Annotated in this window: 29 protein-coding genes; 2 read left to right on the top strand and 27 right to left on the bottom strand. The window is 47.1% G+C overall.

All coding sequences use genetic code 11. The annotated features are described in order from the left end of the window. Positions 1-163 precede the first annotated feature (163 nt). A complete protein-coding gene (locus HP398_RS29515; RefSeq protein WP_026042929.1) occupies positions 164-397 on the bottom strand; it encodes a hypothetical protein in 234 nt (77 codons plus the stop codon). Positions 398-512: 115 nt separating this feature from the next. Beyond that, a complete protein-coding gene (locus tag HP398_RS29510) occupies positions 513-1,166 on the bottom strand; it encodes a stage II sporulation protein M (RefSeq protein WP_173624365.1) in 654 nt (217 codons plus the stop codon). A 125-nt stretch (positions 1,167-1,291) separates the two neighbouring features. Here HP398_RS29510 and pdaB point away from each other — a divergent pair, with 125 nt between their 5' ends. Beyond that, positions 1,292-2,062, top strand: a complete 771-nt coding sequence (gene pdaB / locus HP398_RS29505) for a polysaccharide deacetylase family sporulation protein PdaB (protein WP_173624364.1) — start codon at positions 1,292-1,294, stop codon at positions 2,060-2,062. Positions 2,063-2,087: 25 nt separating this feature from the next. On the opposite strand, the gene HP398_RS29500 is transcribed toward pdaB, so the two are convergent. Further along, positions 2,088-2,675, bottom strand: a complete 588-nt coding sequence (locus tag HP398_RS29500; RefSeq protein ID WP_017247065.1) for a KinB-signaling pathway activation protein — start codon at positions 2,673-2,675, stop codon at positions 2,088-2,090. 125 nt (positions 2,676-2,800) lie between these two features. Between HP398_RS29500 and gerD the strand changes: the two genes are divergently transcribed. Next, entirely contained in the window at positions 2,801-3,445 is a 645-nt protein-coding gene (gene gerD, locus HP398_RS29495; RefSeq protein ID WP_017247064.1) for a spore germination lipoprotein GerD, read from the top strand. Between the two features lie 52 nt (positions 3,446-3,497). On the opposite strand, the gene HP398_RS29490 is transcribed toward gerD, so the two are convergent. The 24 genes from HP398_RS29490 to HP398_RS29375 form a co-directional block, all read right to left on the bottom strand. After that, positions 3,498-4,610 carry a P-loop NTPase gene (locus HP398_RS29490; RefSeq protein WP_173624363.1) on the bottom strand — a complete coding sequence of 371 codons (1,113 nt, stop codon included), beginning with the start codon at positions 4,608-4,610 and terminating at the stop codon, positions 3,498-3,500. Positions 4,611-4,721: 111 nt separating this feature from the next. Next, the gene (cwlD, locus tag HP398_RS29485; RefSeq protein ID WP_026042928.1) at positions 4,722-5,438 is read right to left on the bottom strand and encodes an N-acetylmuramoyl-L-alanine amidase CwlD; all 717 of its coding nucleotides are present in this window, start codon (positions 5,436-5,438) and stop codon (positions 4,722-4,724) included. Positions 5,439-5,563: 125 nt separating this feature from the next. Beyond that, the gene (rpsI, locus tag HP398_RS29480; RefSeq protein WP_005828788.1) at positions 5,564-5,956 is read right to left on the bottom strand and encodes a 30S ribosomal protein S9; all 393 of its coding nucleotides are present in this window, start codon (positions 5,954-5,956) and stop codon (positions 5,564-5,566) included. A 20-nt stretch (positions 5,957-5,976) separates the two neighbouring features. Next, positions 5,977-6,414, bottom strand: a complete 438-nt coding sequence (gene rplM, locus HP398_RS29475) for a 50S ribosomal protein L13 (protein ID WP_007716295.1) — start codon at positions 6,412-6,414, stop codon at positions 5,977-5,979. A 244-nt stretch (positions 6,415-6,658) separates the two neighbouring features. Beyond that, on the bottom strand, positions 6,659-7,393 hold the full coding sequence (gene truA / locus HP398_RS29470) for a tRNA pseudouridine(38-40) synthase TruA (protein ID WP_017247061.1): 735 nt from the start codon (positions 7,391-7,393) through the stop codon (positions 6,659-6,661). Then, positions 7,390-8,187, bottom strand: coding sequence for an energy-coupling factor transporter transmembrane component T family protein (locus HP398_RS29465; protein ID WP_069852847.1), 798 nt, complete (start codon positions 8,185-8,187; stop codon positions 7,390-7,392). The genes truA and HP398_RS29465 overlap by 4 nt, the downstream gene beginning before the upstream one ends. 2 nt (positions 8,188-8,189) lie before the next feature. Further along, on the bottom strand, positions 8,190-9,062 hold the full coding sequence (locus HP398_RS29460) for an energy-coupling factor transporter ATPase (RefSeq protein WP_017247069.1): 873 nt from the start codon (positions 9,060-9,062) through the stop codon (positions 8,190-8,192). Further along, positions 9,038-9,889: an energy-coupling factor transporter ATPase gene (locus tag HP398_RS29455; RefSeq protein ID WP_017247059.1), complete on the bottom strand. Its 852-nt coding sequence runs from the start codon at positions 9,887-9,889 to the stop codon at positions 9,038-9,040. Before HP398_RS29455 ends, HP398_RS29460 begins: the two co-directional genes overlap by 25 nt. A gap of 167 nt (positions 9,890-10,056) precedes the next feature. Further along, on the bottom strand, positions 10,057-10,416 hold the full coding sequence (gene rplQ / locus HP398_RS29450) for a 50S ribosomal protein L17 (protein ID WP_017247058.1): 360 nt from the start codon (positions 10,414-10,416) through the stop codon (positions 10,057-10,059). 56 nt (positions 10,417-10,472) lie between these two features. Next, entirely contained in the window at positions 10,473-11,417 is a 945-nt protein-coding gene (locus HP398_RS29445) for a DNA-directed RNA polymerase subunit alpha (RefSeq protein WP_017247057.1), read from the bottom strand. 156 nt (positions 11,418-11,573) lie between these two features. Continuing rightward, on the bottom strand, positions 11,574-11,975 hold the full coding sequence (rpsK, locus tag HP398_RS29440; protein ID WP_005828803.1) for a 30S ribosomal protein S11: 402 nt from the start codon (positions 11,973-11,975) through the stop codon (positions 11,574-11,576). Between the two features lie 16 nt (positions 11,976-11,991). Beyond that, a complete protein-coding gene (gene rpsM / locus HP398_RS29435) occupies positions 11,992-12,360 on the bottom strand; it encodes a 30S ribosomal protein S13 (protein ID WP_017247056.1) in 369 nt (122 codons plus the stop codon). A gap of 21 nt (positions 12,361-12,381) precedes the next feature. Next, entirely contained in the window at positions 12,382-12,495 is a 114-nt protein-coding gene (gene rpmJ, locus HP398_RS29430; RefSeq protein ID WP_003333770.1) for a 50S ribosomal protein L36, read from the bottom strand. A gap of 34 nt (positions 12,496-12,529) precedes the next feature. Further along, on the bottom strand, positions 12,530-12,748 hold the full coding sequence (gene infA / locus HP398_RS29425; RefSeq protein WP_003333772.1) for a translation initiation factor IF-1: 219 nt from the start codon (positions 12,746-12,748) through the stop codon (positions 12,530-12,532). Positions 12,749-12,866: 118 nt separating this feature from the next. Further along, positions 12,867-13,613 (bottom strand): type I methionyl aminopeptidase, encoded by a 747-nt coding sequence (gene map / locus HP398_RS29420; protein ID WP_012683998.1) that lies wholly within the window; start codon positions 13,611-13,613, stop codon positions 12,867-12,869. 6 nt (positions 13,614-13,619) lie between these two features. Further along, the gene (locus HP398_RS29415) at positions 13,620-14,264 is read right to left on the bottom strand and encodes an adenylate kinase (protein WP_017247055.1); all 645 of its coding nucleotides are present in this window, start codon (positions 14,262-14,264) and stop codon (positions 13,620-13,622) included. Between the two features lie 60 nt (positions 14,265-14,324). Further along, a complete protein-coding gene (secY, locus tag HP398_RS29410; RefSeq protein WP_017247054.1) occupies positions 14,325-15,620 on the bottom strand; it encodes a preprotein translocase subunit SecY in 1,296 nt (431 codons plus the stop codon). Then, complete coding sequence (gene rplO / locus HP398_RS29405; RefSeq protein ID WP_007716272.1) at positions 15,620-16,060, bottom strand: 50S ribosomal protein L15; 441 nt, start codon at positions 16,058-16,060, stop codon at positions 15,620-15,622. The genes secY and rplO overlap by 1 nt, the downstream gene beginning before the upstream one ends. A gap of 33 nt (positions 16,061-16,093) precedes the next feature. Further along, on the bottom strand, positions 16,094-16,279 hold the full coding sequence (rpmD, locus tag HP398_RS29400; protein ID WP_007716270.1) for a 50S ribosomal protein L30: 186 nt from the start codon (positions 16,277-16,279) through the stop codon (positions 16,094-16,096). Positions 16,280-16,295: 16 nt separating this feature from the next. After that, positions 16,296-16,793: a 30S ribosomal protein S5 gene (gene rpsE / locus HP398_RS29395; RefSeq protein WP_007716268.1), complete on the bottom strand. Its 498-nt coding sequence runs from the start codon at positions 16,791-16,793 to the stop codon at positions 16,296-16,298. Between the two features lie 18 nt (positions 16,794-16,811). Continuing rightward, complete coding sequence (gene rplR / locus HP398_RS29390) at positions 16,812-17,174, bottom strand: 50S ribosomal protein L18 (protein ID WP_017247053.1); 363 nt, start codon at positions 17,172-17,174, stop codon at positions 16,812-16,814. 32 nt (positions 17,175-17,206) lie between these two features. After that, positions 17,207-17,743, bottom strand: coding sequence for a 50S ribosomal protein L6 (gene rplF / locus HP398_RS29385; protein WP_017247052.1), 537 nt, complete (start codon positions 17,741-17,743; stop codon positions 17,207-17,209). A 35-nt stretch (positions 17,744-17,778) separates the two neighbouring features. After that, positions 17,779-18,177: a 30S ribosomal protein S8 gene (gene rpsH / locus HP398_RS29380; protein ID WP_007716262.1), complete on the bottom strand. Its 399-nt coding sequence runs from the start codon at positions 18,175-18,177 to the stop codon at positions 17,779-17,781. A 27-nt stretch (positions 18,178-18,204) separates the two neighbouring features. Beyond that, positions 18,205-18,390: a type Z 30S ribosomal protein S14 gene (locus tag HP398_RS29375; RefSeq protein ID WP_005828830.1), complete on the bottom strand. Its 186-nt coding sequence runs from the start codon at positions 18,388-18,390 to the stop codon at positions 18,205-18,207. Positions 18,391-18,413 lie beyond the last annotated feature (23 nt).

Genomic DNA, 18,413 nt, shown 5'->3' with positions numbered 1-18,413 from the left:
CAAATCATTTAATGATAGACTCATTAACGCTTTCGCTGTTCAGTTTTCAAGGAGCAATTTCCTGTCCTCAATGTTCATCGTTATTTGTGATGGCGTCTTAAGGACAAGAATTAATCTATCACGTTACCTATCTTTGAGTCAATATGTTTTTTAAAAAAGTATTTTAAGTATAATTCTCTTCCCCGAGTTTTCTGCGTCTGACATACTTAGATAACTCATTGGGAGAGGCGATTCTTGCATACATGCGAAACATGATGGAGTATCTCTCCTCCATAGCCCGCTTCACTAGATGATCAATTCGTTTATCACTAAAATCAAGGAGCATCTCTTCCAGCTCACGTTTTAACAAGTATTCTAGTTCCTGTACTTCTTTTGTATTAAACAAAAACCCTAGCAACGATATCGCCCTCCGCCTTACGAGTCTCTCCTCTATCCTTTCCATCAAAATTCAGCCCTATTCAAAATAAAAAGCCCTCCGTTTAGGAAGGCTTCAATTTGTTGGCAAATCTGAATTATTTCAGTAAGTTCAATTGCTGTAGTTGTTGGCCCACGATTTCCTTGAGAATGGTTGGCGTAATCGTACTCTCTACAATAGCAGCAACGAACAACAGAACGATCACAGTAAGAACCGCTACTGGAAATTGCTTGAGCGTATCATACCAATCATTTTTCAATTGTGCCATCTTGTGTGGTTGGATTAGAACTCCCACTGAGCGTAAACTTAGCACTCCTAGACGAATACCAACTCCCGCTGCAAACAGGATAGCTGGGAGCTCAAAAATTCCATGTGGCAAAATACCTGCACTAAAAATAACCCATGGACTTACTCCCACTGCACTGTATTTGAAAAGGATAAATCCAAGCAGTACTCCATTCGTGAGCAATCCAATTATGGGAAATAATGCAAACGATATTCCCAGCGCCATCATCATCAAAGCACTGAAAACATTATTGGAAAAAATCATCCAGAACACCGCTAAAGGTCCGCTGCCGTTATCTTTTATCCGTTCAGCAATTTCCTTTAATTGGCCCATCATTTTATCGACCATATCTTCGACAACCGGTGCTTGAAAATAACCAATCAAGGCACCACCAAAAAATAATAAGCATGCGGCGAAGAAATATTTTCGGTTATCAAGCCATAAATGCCGCAATCGATTGCCCATGCACCACACCCCTTTACTGCCTCTTCATTCACTATATGCATTGTACCTCAACAATAGCCAACAGGCCAAAGAATATCCTTGTCTTCCCTGCATAAACTGTTATCGGACAAAGGAGGTGCTTATCCATGAAATTCATTTACGTGATCAGCGCGAAACGATTAAAGCAAATCTTAATTATCGTCACGGCCATCGTACTCACAGCTGGAATTGGTTATGCGGAACGCGATTCAATTGCTGCCTTTGCGGAAGGTGCCAGCACACAAGCCCCCCAAGCTATTTATAAGGTCGACACCAAAGAAAAGAAAATCGCCCTTACCTTTGACATTAGCTGGGGAGAGACACGAGCATTACCTATACTGGATCTGCTGAAAGAAAAAAAGGTAAACAAAGCGACTTTTTTCCTCTCCTCGCCTTGGAGTCAACGACATCCGGACATCTTGAAACGCATCAAGGAAGATGGCTTAGAGATTGGTTCGCACGGTCACAAGCACGATAACTACACCAAATACTCCGATGAAGAAATTCGCTCCCAAATGGCCAAAGCCGACTCCATCCTAACCGAAATGACTGGAAAGAAACCGACACTCATTCGGATGCCAAATGGTGATTTTGACAAACGAGTGCTGGAAATCGCGAATCGCATGGGTTATTCCGTCATTCAATGGGATACGGACTCAAAAGATTGGACCAATCCGGGAACTGATGTGATCATCAATAATGTATTATCGAAAGCTCATCCAGGAGACATCATCCTGATGCACGCGAGCGATTCTGCGAAAGATACACATCTTGCCCTCCCTGTGATCATTGATAAACTTCGCAAGGATGGTTATCAATTCGTTACGGTATCAGAACTCATTTCGGGTACAAGTGTAGACAGCAAAGAAATTCACTAAAACAAAAAAGCTGACCTTCATTGGGTCAGCTTTCTCTTTTTACCAGACGGTGCAATTGCATGACTTGCCAGACGTTACAAAACAATAGTGGAACGAGCATAGACAGAGTGGCACGCACATTATCTTCCTTCAATGCTGGAATCCATTCCAGTGCCGTCACGACAAACATAAAGAACATCGTCGGTATCCATGCAGATTTATTGGTCAGACTCACTTTTCCATATGCGGTAACAATAGCGACAATCAATAATAGCGTTGGCTCAATAAAGTACGTACCAAATCCTTTTCCTTCACCGAAGGACGTATAGCGAAGATAAATCATATCGAAAAAGACAAACAAAATAAGAAATACTTGGACGCTTTTCCACAGGGAAGCCGTTTTAAATATCGTTTTAGCGAAATAATTAATCGTCATATACGCAAAAAAACCCATCTGAGCCACAATACTAATGGTCATTCCATACAGTAGATACATAAACAAGCCGACAAAAAAGTTACCGGTGCTTCCTACGAGCAGCTTGTCCAAATCAAAGATAAGGGCAACCAGGATGCCACCTAATCCCCCGAGCAAGAGCGTGGTAATAAAAAGCCAGCCATACTTACGCAAACTCACCAAGTATTCCCTCCCATCCACATCGAATATGATTGTACCAATGGATACAAGAAAATACTAGCGTAAGAACAAAACAAAATGCACACGTTACTTGTAGGCAGAGTAAAGAAGGAGGTGTCCACCCCATGAGAAAAAAGACGATGTCTTTTTGGTTAACCGCTCTTGTCTGTCTGGTGCTAACCAGTTGCGGGGGTGGCGGACAAGCGCAAAGTTCGTCTCAACCTGATTATAAAAGCGTCAAAGACATGGTGCTGGACATATTACAGACGGACGAAGCGAAGCAATCTGTTAGCAAGATGATGAAGGATGATAAGTTTAAGCAAAACCTGATGATCGACGAGTCAACAGTGCGGACAACCTTGATTCAAAGCATGACGAATCCCAATAGTACGCACATCAAAGAAGCATTTAAAGACCCGAAGTTCGCAAGCGCCATGGCGAAGTCCATGAAAAACGAGCAAAAAACGCTCATGAAGGACCTGATGAAGGACCCTGAATACCAAAAAGAGCTCATAAGCGTAATGAAAGACCCTGAGTTTGAGAAAAATTTGATGGACCTGATGAAAAGCTCTGCTTATCGACAACAAACCATGCAAGTGATGAAGGATTCCTTGCAAAGTCCCTTGTTCCAGGCTGAACTCATGAAAATCATGACCAAAGTATCCGAGGACATGACAAAGCCTAAGGAACTAAAGTCAAAGAAAAAAGGAAAGGGAAAAGAAGGTGGCGGAGGCGGCAGCAAATCCGGTGGCGGAAACCCTTCTTCCTAAAACACAAAGGTGAGCTCTATTGCAGAGCCCACCTTTTTCATCTTCTTGGATATTATTGTTTGACAGCTTCCCCGCATTTTTCTATGACACGTTTGGCCATATCGATGTAAAGCTGACCAATTTCCGTCTTTTCTCCATAGATGGATGGGGAATAATCAGGTTCAGATGGATGATTATCCGGTTGGCCCAGCGGAATTTGAGCGAGCAGCTCACATGTCAATGTCTCGGCAAGCTTAGCTCCTCCACCACGCCCGAATACGTATTCTTTCGAACCATCTTTTGCTTCGTACCACGCCATGTTTTCCACAATACCGAGGATTTCATGACCAGTCCGCTTTGCCATAGCACCTGCGCGAGCCGCAACAAACGCTGCAGTAGCATGAGGAGTGGTTACCACAATCTCCATGCTTTGCGGAATCATGGTGTGTACGTCGAGGGCCATATCTCCCGTTCCTGGAGGCAAGTCCAGCAAGAGGTAGTCCAATTCTTCGCCCCAGTGTACTTCCGTGAAAAAGTTACGCAGCATTTTCCCCAACATAGGGCCACGCCAAATGATCGGAGAGTTGTCTTCCACAAAAAAGCCCATGGACATAACCTTTACGTTTTGCTTTTCAACAGGCAGAATGGTTTCACCAATCACGGTTGGACGTTGTTCAATATTCATCATATCGGGCACACTAAAGCCGTAAATGTCTGCGTCGATTATGCCCACTTTTTTTCCTAAACGCGCGAGTGCAACAGCCAGGTTCACTGTCACCGTCGATTTTCCGACGCCGCCTTTTCCGGAAGTGACCGCGATAAAGGTCGTATTCGAATCCTTTGCCAAGATCGGGTTCAAAAGAGGAGCTTGTCCCGGTGTCATGTTATGTGTTTGCCCACCTTGGTTATTGCGAAGCTGGGCAGACAGAGCCGCACGTTCCTCGTCTGTCATCGAACCGAATTGCAGACGTACTTCTTCGGCTCCTAGCGCTTTCACAGCCGCGATAACATCATCCTCGATCTTGGCTTTGAGTGGACAGCCCGAAATCGTCAGAACGACCGTGAGGCTTACTTTCTTGCCTTCAATATGGATATCCCGAATCATGTTGAGCTCGACCAAGCTACGATTAATTTCAGGGTCTTTTACATCACGTAGTGCTTCGAGAACCTGTTCTCTGGTCAACATTCTGGTTCACCTCATCTATGATCTTTTCAAACATTTTCATGCTGGTATAACGACAGCGTATGCGCGTTCATTATAGCATATTCGGGCGGTTGGGACACGACCACCGCCCTCTCAAGGTGTAATTGGCGCTTTTTCTCCCGAATACTGACGCAATATCCCCTGATAAATAGCATTCGCCATTGCCTTTTGGTATTCAACGCTCTGAAGTCGCTTTGCCTCCTCCGTATTGCTGACAAAGCCTACTTCTACCAAAACGGACGGGCAGTTAACCTCCCGAATCAAGAATACATTGTTCGTCTTACTCGGAACCCGATCTGTATGACCGATCACCCGTTTGATTTCATCTTGTATCAGGTAAGAAACTTCTGCGCTCTTTTTGAAGGTGGGGGAATAGAAAGTCTGCGCTCCCGACCATTTCGGAGAAGGGATAGAATTCACATGAATGCTGACCAAAAAATCTGGTGTACTGTCATTGACCAGCTTCACCCGGTTTCGGATATCCTCAGATTTTCGTTTACGTGCCTGCGCTGCATCTGGACTAGCCAAATCCTTGTCTTCTTCCCTTGTCATAACCACAAATGCACCCGACTGCTGGAGGAAATCCCGCAAGTACATGCTAATGGCCAAGGTCACTTCCTTTTCAACCACATTACCGGCTTTGGAAACAGCACCGCCGTCTAGTCCCCCATGCCCTGGGTCAATCGCTATAACCGTTCCCGTCAGTGGCAGCGACCATGCCTGCCAGGAAGAGCGATCAGGCGCTTCGTAGGTGAACAACAGCATGAGTACCGCAAAAGCCAATATCCAGCCTACTCCTTTTCGTGTCATAGTGTATCGTCCCCTTTGTCCCATTCTCGTTCCATCTTATGGACAAACATGGACAAATATACCCGTTTGTGAAAAGGAAAAACCCCCTGCCTGCGAACAGACAAGGGGTTTGTATCGAACAGCAATTAGCGCTTGGAGAATTGAGGTGCGCGACGAGCTGCTTTCAAGCCGTATTTCTTACGTTCTTTCATACGAGGATCGCGAGTCAGGAAGCCAGCGCGTTTCAGAGCGCCGCGCAGTTCCGGATCTGCTTTCAGCAGAGCGCGAGCAACGCCGTGACGGATTGCACCAGCTTGACCAGTGGTTCCGCCGCCGTTTACGTTAACCAATACATCGTAACGACCAAGAGTTTCAGTCAAAACGAGTGGTTGTTTTACGATCAATTTCAGTGTTTCCAAACCAAAGTAAGTATCCATTTCACGCTTGTTGATCACGATGCGACCTTCACCTGGAACCAGGCGAACGCGTGCTACGGAGTGCTTACGACGACCTGTACCGTAGTATTGTACTTGTGCCACGTATATTTCCTCCCTTTACCTTAACCGCGAATTTGCCAAACTTCTGGTTTTTGTGCTGCGTGTGGATGCTCAGTTCCAGCGTATACTTTCAGCTTGGTGAACATTTGACGTCCCAGGCTGTTTTTAGGCAGCATGCCTTTTACCGCCAGTTCGAACATACGATCTGGTCTCTTGTTCAGCATTGCGCCCGCAGTGGTCTTTTTCAAACCACCTGGATACAGGGAGTGAGTGTAGTAAATTTTGTCATTCAGTTTGTTACCAGTCAATTTCACTTTGTCAGCGTTGAGTACGATTACGAAATCGCCAGCGTCAACGTGAGGAGTGAATTCTGGTTTCAATTTTCCGCGCAGGATAGAAGCTACTTCGCTCGCCAGACGACCCAGCGTTTGGCCTTCAGCGTCTACGATGTACCATTTGCGCTCAACTTCGAGCGGTTTCGCCATATATGTGGTACGCATTTTTGTCCCTCCTAAATATCTTACCTAACACACTTATAACCAAAACAACCGAAACTTGCAATGGAAGATAATTGCTGTTACGGGTGAGCAACTCTTCCAGGTGTTCCATGTAATCACGATCTTGTCTTTCAATCCCGGGGCTAGAGTGGGGCTAGGCGGGGTTAAAATACCAAGGAATATCGTACTACATAGACGCCCCATAGTCAAGTGCTGCTCGTTCGTCTAATAGTTGGAAATCTGAGAACTAGTAGACAACTTCCCACATGATCAGACCCTTGGCTGGTGCTGTCTTACCTGCCTTTTCCCGATCACATGCGGCGAGGATTTCCCTCAGTTCAGCAGGGTTTCTTTTTCCTTGCCCTACTTCAACCAAAGTCCCCACAATAATTCGAACCATGTTGTACAAAAAACCGTTGCCTCGGCATGTCACCCATACCTCGTCTCCGCTTTTTTCTACGGTGACCCCGTACACAGTCCGAACCTTGTCCTCCACGTATGTCTTTGCTGAGCAAAAGGAAGTAAAATCATGTTCACCCACCAAGTAATGAGCAGCCTGCTGCATCGCGTCCACATCTAACGGAAACCGGACATGATCGGCGTATCGATGTCGAAATACATCTGCCACTGGAGTGTTGTCGATACAATATCGATATTCTTTTACTTGCACGTCAAAACGCGCATGAAAAGAGGCATCGACCTCTTCGACTGTCCGAATGACAATAGAATCAGGCAACTGATTGTTCAACACAAATCGCCATTTATCCATCGGAATGTTACTCGACGTGTCAAAGTGAATCACTTGACCACGCGCATGAACACCCGCATCTGTCCGGCCCGAACCGAAGACTTGGATATCCTCTCCGGTAACCCGATTCAAAGCGGCTTCAATTTCACCCTGGACCGTTACTTGATCTGGCTGTACCTGAAAACCGCTAAAGTCAGTTCCGTCATATGCCAATACACATCGCAGTCGCTTCATGTACGCCACCATCCAATCACGATTACCAAGATCACACTCGCAACAGCTACGATTCCATCACGCCAAGTGAACGTCAGCTTATTCAGCCGCGTTCTCCCCACTCCCCCGCGATAGCCACGTGCTTCCATCGCCAAAGCCAGCTCTTCCGCACGCCGAAACGCACTAACGAACAATGGGATCGCGATCGGAATCAGGTTCTTGGCTCTGCGTACGAGACTTCCACTGGTGAAATTGGCTCCTCTGGCGGTCTGCGCCTTGATGATTTTATCCGTTTCTTCCATCAGGGTCGGAATGAACCGGAGTGCAATTGACATCATCAGGGCTATATCATGAACCGGTATGCCGATCTTCCCTAGTGGTCCTAGTAAACGCTCCAAACCCTCCGTCAAATCGATTGGAGAAGTGGTCAGTGTTAGCAAGGAACTAATGAGAATCAAAAGTCCCAAGCGCAAAGAAATGAAGATCGCCTGGCGAACCCCTTCCTCCTCTACTGTAAACCATCCCCACTGAAAGTAGACCGTTCCGCCTTTTGTAATAAAAATATGCAAGACAACGGTAAACAAAATCAGGATCCAGACTGGCTTTAAGCTTTTTAATATATAGGACAACGAAAGCCTAGAAAGAAGTGCAGCATACAGGGTAAAACCAATCAGTATGGCGTACGTTACCGTATTGTTAGCCAGAAAAATCAAGGTAGCAAAAAGGATGATGAAGAGAAGCTTGCTTCGCGGATCTGCACGATGTAAAAAAGATTGCCCTGGTACGTATTGACCAATTGCGATATTCTGCAGCATGCCTAGCCCTCCTTTGGTACGGACAGTCGTTCCAGCAGATGGGCAATCAGCTCTTCTTCCCGATAAAGGGAGCTCGGCAGACTAGCCTTGTCCGGCAGCAATTGATTCATTTGCGATACGAGAGCCACCGTTTCCGGTACATCCAAAGACAGCTCTCGGAGACGATCCACATGCATGAATACTTCCTCCGGCTTCCCCTGCAAAGCTACTTGGCCTTGTGCCATCACAAGCAAATAGTCTGCATAACGGGCTGCCTCTTCCATGCTGTGCGTGACCAATAGTGTCGTGAGGTTTTGTTCCCGATGAATCCGGTAGATTCCTTCCAGAATCGTTACTCGTCCCGCAGGATCAAGACCCGCAGTTGGTTCATCCAATACCAGAACCTTCGGCTGCATGGCAAGAACACCAGCCAAAGCAACACGTCGCATTTGCCCGCCACTCAAATGAAACGGCGAGCGATCCTTGATCGTGGCATAATCCAGGCCGACAATTTCAAGGGACTCCTTTACGCGCGCTTCCACCATTTCCGTTGGCAAGTCAAAATTGAGCGGTCCAAAAGCAACATCCTTCGCAACCGTTTCTTCAAACAACTGATGTTCAGGATATTGAAAGACGAGCCCAATATCGCGCCTTTGAGCATGGGGTAATCGCCGCTTTGGAGTAATGACCGCATCACCCAGGGTGATTTGCCCTGTACTAGGCATCAGTAACCCGTTCAAGTGCTGAATCAGCGTTGACTTACCCGAGCCTGTGTGGCCAATAATTCCGACAAACGAACCGGATGGAATCGTCAGCGAAATATTGTGTAAGGCAACTCGTTCGAACGGTGTTCCCTTTGCGTAGATATGGCTTACTTGGTCAAAAGTAATTTGCATACGTGCTCCACCAGCTCCTCTTGATGCAGGACAAACGGTAAATCAATCCCTTTGGAATGAAGTGCGTGTCGCAGTCGAACGGCAAATGGCACATCCAGTCCCACCTGTTTCAAACGATCTACCTCATTAAACACTTCACTCGGCTTACCTTCCATCAGGACTTCACCTGCATTCATGACGATGACCTTATCCGAATAAATGGCTTCTTCCGGAAAATGGGTAATGTTAATGATTGTGAGTCCCTCGTCACGGTTCAGTTGACGAGCCAGATTCAGCACTTCCATTCTCCCTTGTGGATCAAGCATCGCTGTCGCTTCATCCAAGATGATGACAGAAGGACGCATCGCCATAATTCCGGCGATCGCCACGCGTTGCTTTTGACCCCCAGACAGACGATGTGGTTGTGCCTGTAAATAAGACTCCATCCCTACCGAAACGAGCGCCTCATCAATACGATCTCTCATCTCTTTGGGGTCCACACCCATGTTTTCTAGGCCAAAGGCGACATCATCTTCCACAGTAGCCCCAACAATCTGATTGTCCGGGTTCTGAAAGACCATGCCAACATGTCGTCGGATCTCCCAAAGCAGCTCCCCATCTTTCGTATCCATTCCACTGATAAGTACTGTGCCGCCTTCTGGAAGCAGCAGAGCATTCATCAGCTTTGCCATTGTTGATTTGCCAGAACCGTTGTGACCCAATACGGATACAAAGGAACCTTTTTGAATGGTAAGGTCAACACCTTGTAATACCGGAACCCGTTGGCCATCCTCACCATCGTAGGTATAAGAAACATCACGCAATGCCAGCAGGTTATCTTCATTCATGAGGCATTCACAACCTCCCCAGCCTTCACAGGGAACTGACTAGCAGGATTTCGATGAGAAAGGAAAAAAGGGTTGAATCAGAGTCCAGCCTATGACCAGATCTGCCCCCACCCTTTTCGCGGTAATCTACCAGGCCGAAACCTGAGTAAACGACCAGTTTACATGTATTAAACGAATTCGATGTACGCCATTGGAGCAGCGTCGCCACGGCGAGGGCCGGTTTTCAGGATACGAGTGTATCCACCGTTGCGCTCTTTGAAGCGAGGAGCGATTTCATCGAACAGTTTTTGAACCGCATCGCGGCCTTCAGCATTCGCAACTTCTTTGCGAACGAAAGCAGCAACTTGACGGCGAGCATGCAGATCGCCACGTTTCGCGAGCGTGATCATTTTTTCAGCGATTGGGCGCAGTTCTTTCGCCTTCATCTCTGTAGTTTCGATGCGCTCGTTGATGATCAGGTCTGTTACCAAGTCGCGGAACAGCGCTTTACGAGCTGAGCTACGACGACCCAATTTACGTTGTGCCATGTGGTTTACCTCCCTCTTAATCGAGAGAACAAAAGTTTGCTTCTTGGTTTGCTATTCTAATCGTCGCTGCGCAGGGACAGGCCCAGTTCAGCTAACTTTTCTTGAACTTCTTCAAGAGATTTGCGCCCCAGATTGCGTACTTTCATCATGTCCTCTTCTGTCTTCTGCGTCAGCTCTTGCACGGTATTAATACCGGCACGCTTCAAGCAGTTGTAGGAACGAACGGAAAGATCGAGCTCTTCGATAGTCATCTCCAAGACTTTCTCTTTCTTGTCCTCTTCCTTCTCTACCATGATTTCTGCATCCTTCGCCTCGTCAGTCAGACCGACGAACAGGTTCAAGTGCTCCGTCATGATTTTTGCGCCGAGACTTACGGCTTCTTCCGGACTGATGCTACCGTTAGTCCAAACCTCAAGTGTTAACTTGTCATAGTTGGTCATTTGCCCTACACGGGTATTTTCCACTTGATAGTTAACGCGCTTGATCGGCGTGTAGATCGAATCAATCGGAATCACACCAATAGGCAGATCCTCAGATTTGTTTCCGTCAGATTGAACATAACCACGACCACGTCCAGCTGTCATGCGGATATGCAGACGACCGCCATTGGCCAACGTTGCAATATGAAGATCAGGGTTTAAGACCTCCACATCACTGTCAGCACGGATATCTCCCGCTTTGACAACGCCTTCGCCTTCTGCATCGATCTCGATTACTTTTTCTTCATCGGAATGGATCTTCAGCGCCAAGCCTTTGATGTTCAGGATGATCTCGGTTACATCTTCAACGACGCCTTCAATCGTGGAGAATTCGTGAAGAACCCCATCGATTTGAACAGTACGAACTGCCGCGCCTGGCAAGGACGAAAGAAGAATTCGTCTCAGCGAGTTGCCAAGGGTAGTTCCGTATCCGCGCTCTAGAGGTTCTACAACAAACTTTCCATACGAGTTGTCGTCGCTAACTTCCACAACCTCGATTTTTGGTTTTTCTATTTCTATCATTAAACAAACCCTCCTTCAAAACGTCGAAATCCTGGGGTGGGCCGCATACGTGCCCACTCAGGAATTTCCCCGGCGGTTTACCGTTTGCGTGCATGACAAGCTATAAATCAGAATTTACCATTCTAGTATGGACATGTTCTGAACGATATAAACCAGTTACACGCGGCGACGTTTTGGTGGACGGCAACCGTTATGCGGAATTGGCGTCACGTCTTTAATCATGTTCACTTCAAGACCAGTAGCTTGCAGGGAACGGATCGCAGCTTCACGACCAGCACCTGGGCCTTTTACTGATACTTCAAGGGAACGCATGCCGTGTTCCATTGCAACGCGTGCAGCCGCTTCAGCAGCCATTTGCGCAGCAAATGGAGTGCTTTTACGGGAGCCTTTGAAGCCGAGGGAACCAGCACTGGACCAAGAGATCGCGTTACCGTGTGGATCCGTGATAGTGACGATCGTATTGTTGAAAGTAGAACGGATGTGTGCTACGCCGACTTCAACATTCTTACGGTCACGACGACGGGTACGAGTTGCTGTAGCTTGTTTTCTTTTCGCCATGTCAGATTACCCTCCTTTACTTCTTCTTGTTTGCTACTGTACGGCGTGGACCTTTACGCGTACGAGCATTTGTTTTAGAACGTTGACCGCGAACTGGAAGTCCACGACGATGACGGATGCCACGGAAGCAACCGATTTCCATCAGACGCTTGATGTTGAGGGAGATCTCACGACGGAGGTCACCTTCCACCTTCACAGTTTTGTCGATGTACTCACGAAGTTTGTTTACTTCGTCTTCTGTCAGATCGCGAACACGAGTGTTAGCGTCTACTCCAGTAGAGGACAGAATTTTTTGAGACGTGGGGCGGCCAATACCAAAAATGTAGGTAAGAGCAACTTCAACGCGTTTTTCGCGCGGCAAGTCTACGCCTGCAATACGTGCCATGTGTCAAAAGCACCTCCTTGTTTACCCTTGTTTTTGCTTATGCTTCGGATTTTCACAAATAACCATTACGTTACCTTTGCGACGGATAACCTTGCATTTCTCGCAGATCGGTTTAACCGAAGGTCTCACTTTCATGGTTCTTGCCTCCCTTTTCTAGGGGTTTTGCTTACTATTTATAGCGGTACGTAATACGTCCGCGGGTTAAGTCGTACGGCGACAGTTCAACAGTTACTTTATCCCCCGGCAGGATACGGATAAAGTGCATGCGGATTTTTCCTGAGACGTGAGCGAGGACTTTATGTCCATTCTCTAATTCTACTCGAAACATAGCATTTGGCAAAGGTTCGATTACCGTACCTTCCACCTCAATTACATCATCTTTTGCCATGGTAAACTCTCCTTTCTTCTGCTCTTCAGTCGGACCATGAGTTTTGCGAAATGATCACACAACGAACTTATCGTCGACACGTTGGACGACAATCCCGAATCATTCGGAACTACCGTTTTTATGTCCGTGTAAAAATCTCATAGCCATCTTCCGTAATCGCGATGGTGTGTTCAAAATGAGCACAAGTTTTCCGATCCACTGTTACTACCGTCCAATTGTCCTCCAATGTGCGGACATAACGTTCGCCGGCATTTACCATTGGCTCAATTGCCAACACCATGCCTGGTTTTAACCGCGGTCCTCGATCAGGAGGGCCGTAGTTAGGAACCTGTGGATCTTCGTGCAAGTTTTGCCCGATCCCATGCCCCACATACTCGCGAACGAGTGTGAAGTCGGCAGCTTCTGCATGAACCTGAATCGCATGAGAGATATCGGATAAGCGTCCACCCGGAACAGCTTTTTCAAGCCCCTTGTACAACGACTCTTCCGTTACTCTGAGCAGCTTCTGGTTTTCTGTTGAAATCTTACCGACCGGATACGTCCAAGCGGAGTCGCCATGGTAACCCTGAAACTGGGCACCAATGTCGATACTGATAATGTCTCCTTCTTGCAACGCCCGTTTACCTGGGATCCCGTGTACGAGTTCTTCATTGACTGAAGCACAGATACTTCCTGGAAAGCCACCATAGCCTTTAAACGATGGAATTGCTCCCATGCTTCGAATAAAGGTCTCGGCAATTTCGTCTAGCTGCTTCGTCGTGACACCAGGCTTGATCGCCTTGGCCAGTTCTTGATGGGTGAGTGCGACGATACGACCAGCTTCGCGCATAACCTCAAGTTCTGCTTTCGACTTTAGGATAATCATTCGCAATTACCCTCGCAACAAAGACTTAATTTCCGCAAACACTACCTGGATATCTTGTTCTCCATCGATATCTCGCAGAAGTTCCTGTGCGGAGTAGTAGTCGATAAGTGGCTGTGTTTGAGCGATATTTACGTCAAGGCGTTGTGTTACCACTTCGATCTTGTCGTCTTCACGCTGATACAGCTTACCACCATCTTTATCACATACGCCAGCCTCTTTTGGAGGATTGAACATCGTGTGATAGCTAGCACCGCAAACAGGGCAGATCCAGCGACCGGTCAGACGTTCAATCAATTGCTCGCGTTGAACGTTGATGTTAATTACATGGTCAATTTCGCGTCCCAGCTCTTTTACTGTAGCTGTCAACGCTTCCGCCTGAGGAACTGTGCGCGGAAAACCATCTAAGAGGAATCCCTTTGCGCAGTCTTCCATCGAAAGGCGCTCCCGCACAATACCAATGACGACCTCGTCTGGGACGAGATGACCTTTATCCATGTAGGATTTAGCCTCTAGTCCGAGCGGCGTTTCGTTTTTGACCGCAGCTCGGAACATGTCGCCAGTCGAAATGTGCGGGATGTCAAACTCTTCTACGATACGTTCTGCCTGTGTCCCTTTACCGGCTCCAGGCAGTCCCATCAGAATTATATTCACGTCCATTCCCTCCGTCCCATCAAAAAAGCTACAGAAGCTTTTCTGTAAACATCTAAGTCATTACTTGATAAACCCTTGGTAGTGGCGTTTGATCATCTGGCTTTCAATCTGCTTCATTGTATCCAAGCATACCCCAACCACGATCAACAGCGATGTACCACCGATGTAAATGGATTGCGGCAAGTTTGCAATACTACCGAAGAAGAATGGCAAAATCGCAATAAGCATCAAGAACAAAGCGCCCGCCAATGTTAACCGGTTTAATGTACGAGTAATGAATACCTCAGTGTTTTTACCAGGTCGGATACCAGGAATGTAACCGCCATTTTTTCTCATGTTATCTGCCATTTGTACAGGGTTGATCTGTACGAATGTGTAGAAGTAGGTGAATCCGAGAATCAAGATAGCGTAGAGCGTCATTCCTAATGGTTTGTTGACTTGGAAGTTCTGATAAATCCAGTTAGCAAATCCTTGTCCAGATGCATCCACCCAGAACTGAGCAATCGTTGACGGGAACATTACCAGCGATACCGCAAAGATAACAGGAATAACACCAGCAGAGTTGATTTTTAGCGGAATGTGGGTAGATTGACCACCGTACATTTTGCGTCCAACCACTCGTTTCGCATATTGCACTGGAATCTTACGAAGACCTTGCTGCATAAAGATAACCCCGACAATAATGGCGAGGACCACCAATAGGATAAGCAGAACCTTGACGATGCTGAAAAAGATATTTACAGATGGATCACCAAACATCGTGGTGTAAATCGTCGTAGCTGCATTAGGCAATCCAGCAACGATCCCGGCAACGATCAGGATCGAAATCCCGTTACCGATACCCTTTTCCGTAATCTGTTCCCCCATCCACATCATGAATGCGGTCCCAGCTGTCAAAGTCAACGCAATGAGTGCATAGCTACTAACCGACGTGTCGTTTAGCAATCCAGGCGCCATATTGTTGAATCCAATTGTCATCCCTACAGACTGAATCAAACCAAGGATGATGGTAGCGTAACGGGTAACGGTGGCAATCTTGCGACGGCCAACTTCCCCTTCACGTGCCCATTGCGTAAGCTTAGGCACAACATCCATGGACATCAGCTGCATGATAATCGATGCCGTAATGTACGGCATGATACCCATGGCAAAAATCGAGAAGTTATGCAGTGCTCCACCTGAGAAGGTGTTCAACAAGCCCAGTAATTGGTTTGTATTCTGCTGAAACAACTCGACATTTACGTTAGGAACTGGCACATAGCTTCCGATCCGGAAAACAACCAGCATCATGAGCGTAAAAAGGATCTTGCGACGAAGGTCGCTAATTTTAAAAATGTTAGTTAAGGACGCTAACATTAGATCACCTCGGTTGTTCCACCGACTTGAGCGATCTTCTCAGCAGCTGCTCCGGAGAACTTGTGAGCTTTTACAGTCAGCTTCACAGTCAGTTCACCGTTAGCAAGAACCTTAACACCGTCGCGCAGCGCGCTGATAACACCTGTTTCTTTCAACAGCTCAGGTGTTACTACAGTGCCCTCTTCGAAACGGTTCAGCGCGTCCAAGCTAACAATCGCAAATTCTTTGCGGCTGATGTTAGTGAAACCACGCTTAGGCAGACGACGGTACAATGGGTTTTGACCACCCTCGAATCCTGGGCGAACACCTCCGCCGGAACGAGCGTTTTGACCTTTGTGACCTTTACCAGCAGTTTTGCCAGTACCGCTACCAATACCGCGACCGATGCGCTTACGAGTGTGACGGGATCCTTCTGCAGGTTGCAGTTCATGCAATTTCATACGTTGCACCTCCTAACTAATTGAGATGTTCAATTAAGCTTCTACTTCTTTCACTTCAACCAAGTGCTTCACTTTGAAAACCATTCCACGAATTGCAGCGTTATCTTCCTTCACTACAGTGGAGTTGATTTTGCGAAGACCCAGAGCTTTTACAGTATCTTGTTGGTCAACAGTGCGACCAATCAAGCTGCGTTTGAGGGTGATTTGCAATTTTGCCATTTTCATTCCCTCCTTATTAACCCAACAACTCGTCAACAGTCTTACCGCGCAATTTCGCGACATCTTCCGCTGTTTTCAGACGGCCGAGGCCTTCCAGCGTAGCGTTGACCATGTTGATAGGATTGTTGGAACCAAGAGACTTACTCAAAATATCGCCTACACCAGCCAGTTCGAGTACGGCACGAACAGGTCCACCAGCGATAACACCTGTACCAGGGGCAGCAGGCTTGATGAGAACCTTACCAGCGCCGAATTGGCACAGTACTTGGTGCGGAACAGTTGTTCCTCTCATCGGTACACGGATCAATTTTTTCTTAGCATCGTCAATCGCTTTGCGAATGGCGTCTGGAACTTCTTGAGCTTTACCCATACCAGCACCTACGTGGCCGTTACGGTCTCCCACAACAACCAAGGCGCTGAAGCTCATACGACGTCCACCTTTAACCGTTTTTGCTACACGGTTAACTGCGACTACTTTTTCTTCGAGCTCTAATTTGCTAGGGTCGATACGCATTCCTTACCCTCCTTGTTGTTAGAATTGCAGACCAGCTTCACGAGCTGCTTCTGCCAGTGCTTTAATACGTCCATGATAGATGTAACCACCGCGGTCAAAAATCACTTCAGTCGCACCTTTTTCTTGTGCACGCTTAGCGATCAGTGTGCCAACAGCTGTAGCAGCTTCCACGTTAGCGCCATTATTCAGGCCCAGCTCTTTATCCAAAGAAGATGCGGATACCAGTGTTACGCCAGTTGCATCGTCGATCAATTGAGCGTAGATGTGCTTAGAAGAACGGAATACGTTCAGACGCGGGCGAATGGTAGAACCAATCACGCGTTTGCGGATTCGCAGATGACGTTTTTTCCGAGCTTTGTTTTTATCAGCTTTCGTAAACATTAAGCGGCCTCCTTTCTCATGAAGCTAGAAGCTTATTTACCTTTTTTACCTTCTTTACGACGAACCACTTCATTGCTGTACTTGATACCTTTACCTTTGTATGGCTCAGGTTTGCGCAGGGAACGAATCTCAGCAGCAACTTGGCCTACACGCTCTTTGTTGATACCTTTAACAATCAGAGTCGTTTGGTTAGGTACATCGATTTCGATACCCGCTTCTGGAGTAACTTCCACTGGGTGGGAGAAACCAAGAGAGAGAGTAACACCGTTGCCAGACTTGGCAGCACGGTAACCTACACCGACCAGTTCCAGGGTACGAGTGAAGCCTTCAGATACGCCAGTTACCATGTTGGATACCAGCGCACGAGTCGTACCATGCAGGGAACGGTGAAGTTTGTTATCGCTTGGACGCTCTACTACTACTTCGTTTTCAGCGATGTTGATTTTGATATCTTCATGGAAGCTACGAACGAGTTGACCCTTAGGGCCTTTTACCGTCAGCTCAGTACCGTTCAGAGTGAGGGTAACGCCTGCAGGGACCACGATCGGTTTTCTACCGACACGAGACATGTGGTGCACCTCCTGTGCTATTTACGATCTATTAATTACCAAATGTATGCGAGAACCTCTCCACCAACATGTGCTTGACGAGCTTGCTTGTCAGTCATTACACCAGTGGATGTAGAGATGATCGCGCAACCGAGACCACCCAAAACCTTAGGTACTTCATTGTTCTTTGCATAAACACGAAGTCCTGGCTTGGAGATACGTTTCAGACCTGTGATGACGCGCTCGTTGCTCGCACCATATTTCAGGAATACGCGGATGATTCCTTGTTTGTTGTCTTCAACAAACTCCGCATCGCGGATGAAGCCTTCTTCTTTCAGAATGCGCGCGATTTCCTTCTTGATGGTGGACGCCGGGATTTCCACTTTCTCGTGGCGAACCATGTTGGCGTTACGAATACGTGTCAACATATCTGCGATTGGATCAGTCATAACCATGAGAGAAAACCTCCTTCCCGTTTCAAATTACCAGCTTGCTTTTTTCACGCCTGGAATTTGACCTTTATAAGCAAGTTCACGGAAGCAAATACGGCAGAGTTTGAATTTGCGCAATACGGAGTGAGGACGTCCGCAACGCTCGCAACGAGTGTACGCGCGTACTGCAAACTTCGGCTGCCGCTGTTGCTTGATGATCATTGATTTCTTTGCCACATTCTTCCCTCCTTACGAGTGGG

Origin of the sequence: Brevibacillus sp. HB1.4B, from assembly GCF_013284285.1 — a bacterium.
GTDB lineage: Bacteria > Bacillota > Bacilli > Brevibacillales > Brevibacillaceae > Brevibacillus > Brevibacillus porteri.
This window is presented reverse-complemented; position numbering and strand designations above follow the sequence as displayed.

Coding starts and splice junctions, on each gene's coding strand:
- HP398_RS29510 (WP_173624365.1), bottom strand. CDS start 1,166: ATGGGCAATCGATTGCGGCATTTATGGCTTGATAACCGAAAATATTTC.
- pdaB (WP_173624364.1), top strand. CDS start 1,292: ATGAAATTCATTTACGTGATCAGCGCGAAACGATTAAAGCAAATCTTA.
- gerD (WP_017247064.1), top strand. CDS start 2,801: ATGAGAAAAAAGACGATGTCTTTTTGGTTAACCGCTCTTGTCTGTCTG.
- HP398_RS29490 (WP_173624363.1), bottom strand. CDS start 4,610: ATGTTGACCAGAGAACAGGTTCTCGAAGCACTACGTGATGTAAAAGAC.
- cwlD (WP_026042928.1), bottom strand. CDS start 5,438: ATGACACGAAAAGGAGTAGGCTGGATATTGGCTTTTGCGGTACTCATG.
- rplM (WP_007716295.1), bottom strand. CDS start 6,414: ATGCGTACCACATATATGGCGAAACCGCTCGAAGTTGAGCGCAAATGG.
- truA (WP_017247061.1), bottom strand. CDS start 7,393: ATGAAGCGACTGCGATGTGTATTGGCATATGACGGAACTGACTTTAGC.
- HP398_RS29465 (WP_069852847.1), bottom strand. CDS start 8,187: ATGCTGCAGAATATCGCAATTGGTCAATACGTACCAGGGCAATCTTTT.
- HP398_RS29460 (WP_017247069.1), bottom strand. CDS start 9,062: ATGCAAATTACTTTTGACCAAGTAAGCCATATCTACGCAAAGGGAACA.
- HP398_RS29455 (WP_017247059.1), bottom strand. CDS start 9,889: ATGAATGAAGATAACCTGCTGGCATTGCGTGATGTTTCTTATACCTAC.
- rplQ (WP_017247058.1), bottom strand. CDS start 10,416: ATGGCACAACGTAAATTGGGTCGTCGTAGCTCAGCTCGTAAAGCGCTG.
- HP398_RS29445 (WP_017247057.1), bottom strand. CDS start 11,417: ATGATAGAAATAGAAAAACCAAAAATCGAGGTTGTGGAAGTTAGCGAC.
- rpsK (WP_005828803.1), bottom strand. CDS start 11,975: ATGGCGAAAAGAAAACAAGCTACAGCAACTCGTACCCGTCGTCGTGAC.
- rpsM (WP_017247056.1), bottom strand. CDS start 12,360: ATGGCACGTATTGCAGGCGTAGACTTGCCGCGCGAAAAACGCGTTGAA.
- rpmJ (WP_003333770.1), bottom strand. CDS start 12,495: ATGAAAGTGAGACCTTCGGTTAAACCGATCTGCGAGAAATGCAAGGTT.
- infA (WP_003333772.1), bottom strand. CDS start 12,748: ATGGCAAAAGATGATGTAATTGAGGTGGAAGGTACGGTAATCGAACCT.
- map (WP_012683998.1), bottom strand. CDS start 13,613: ATGATTATCCTAAAGTCGAAAGCAGAACTTGAGGTTATGCGCGAAGCT.
- secY (WP_017247054.1), bottom strand. CDS start 15,620: ATGTTAGCGTCCTTAACTAACATTTTTAAAATTAGCGACCTTCGTCGC.
- rplO (WP_007716272.1), bottom strand. CDS start 16,060: ATGAAATTGCATGAACTGCAACCTGCAGAAGGATCCCGTCACACTCGT.
- rpmD (WP_007716270.1), bottom strand. CDS start 16,279: ATGGCAAAATTGCAAATCACCCTCAAACGCAGCTTGATTGGTCGCACT.
- rpsE (WP_007716268.1), bottom strand. CDS start 16,793: ATGCGTATCGACCCTAGCAAATTAGAGCTCGAAGAAAAAGTAGTCGCA.
- rplR (WP_017247053.1), bottom strand. CDS start 17,174: ATGTTTACGAAAGCTGATAAAAACAAAGCTCGGAAAAAACGTCATCTG.
- rplF (WP_017247052.1), bottom strand. CDS start 17,743: ATGTCTCGTGTCGGTAGAAAACCGATCGTGGTCCCTGCAGGCGTTACC.
- rpsH (WP_007716262.1), bottom strand. CDS start 18,177: ATGGTTATGACTGATCCAATCGCAGATATGTTGACACGTATTCGTAAC.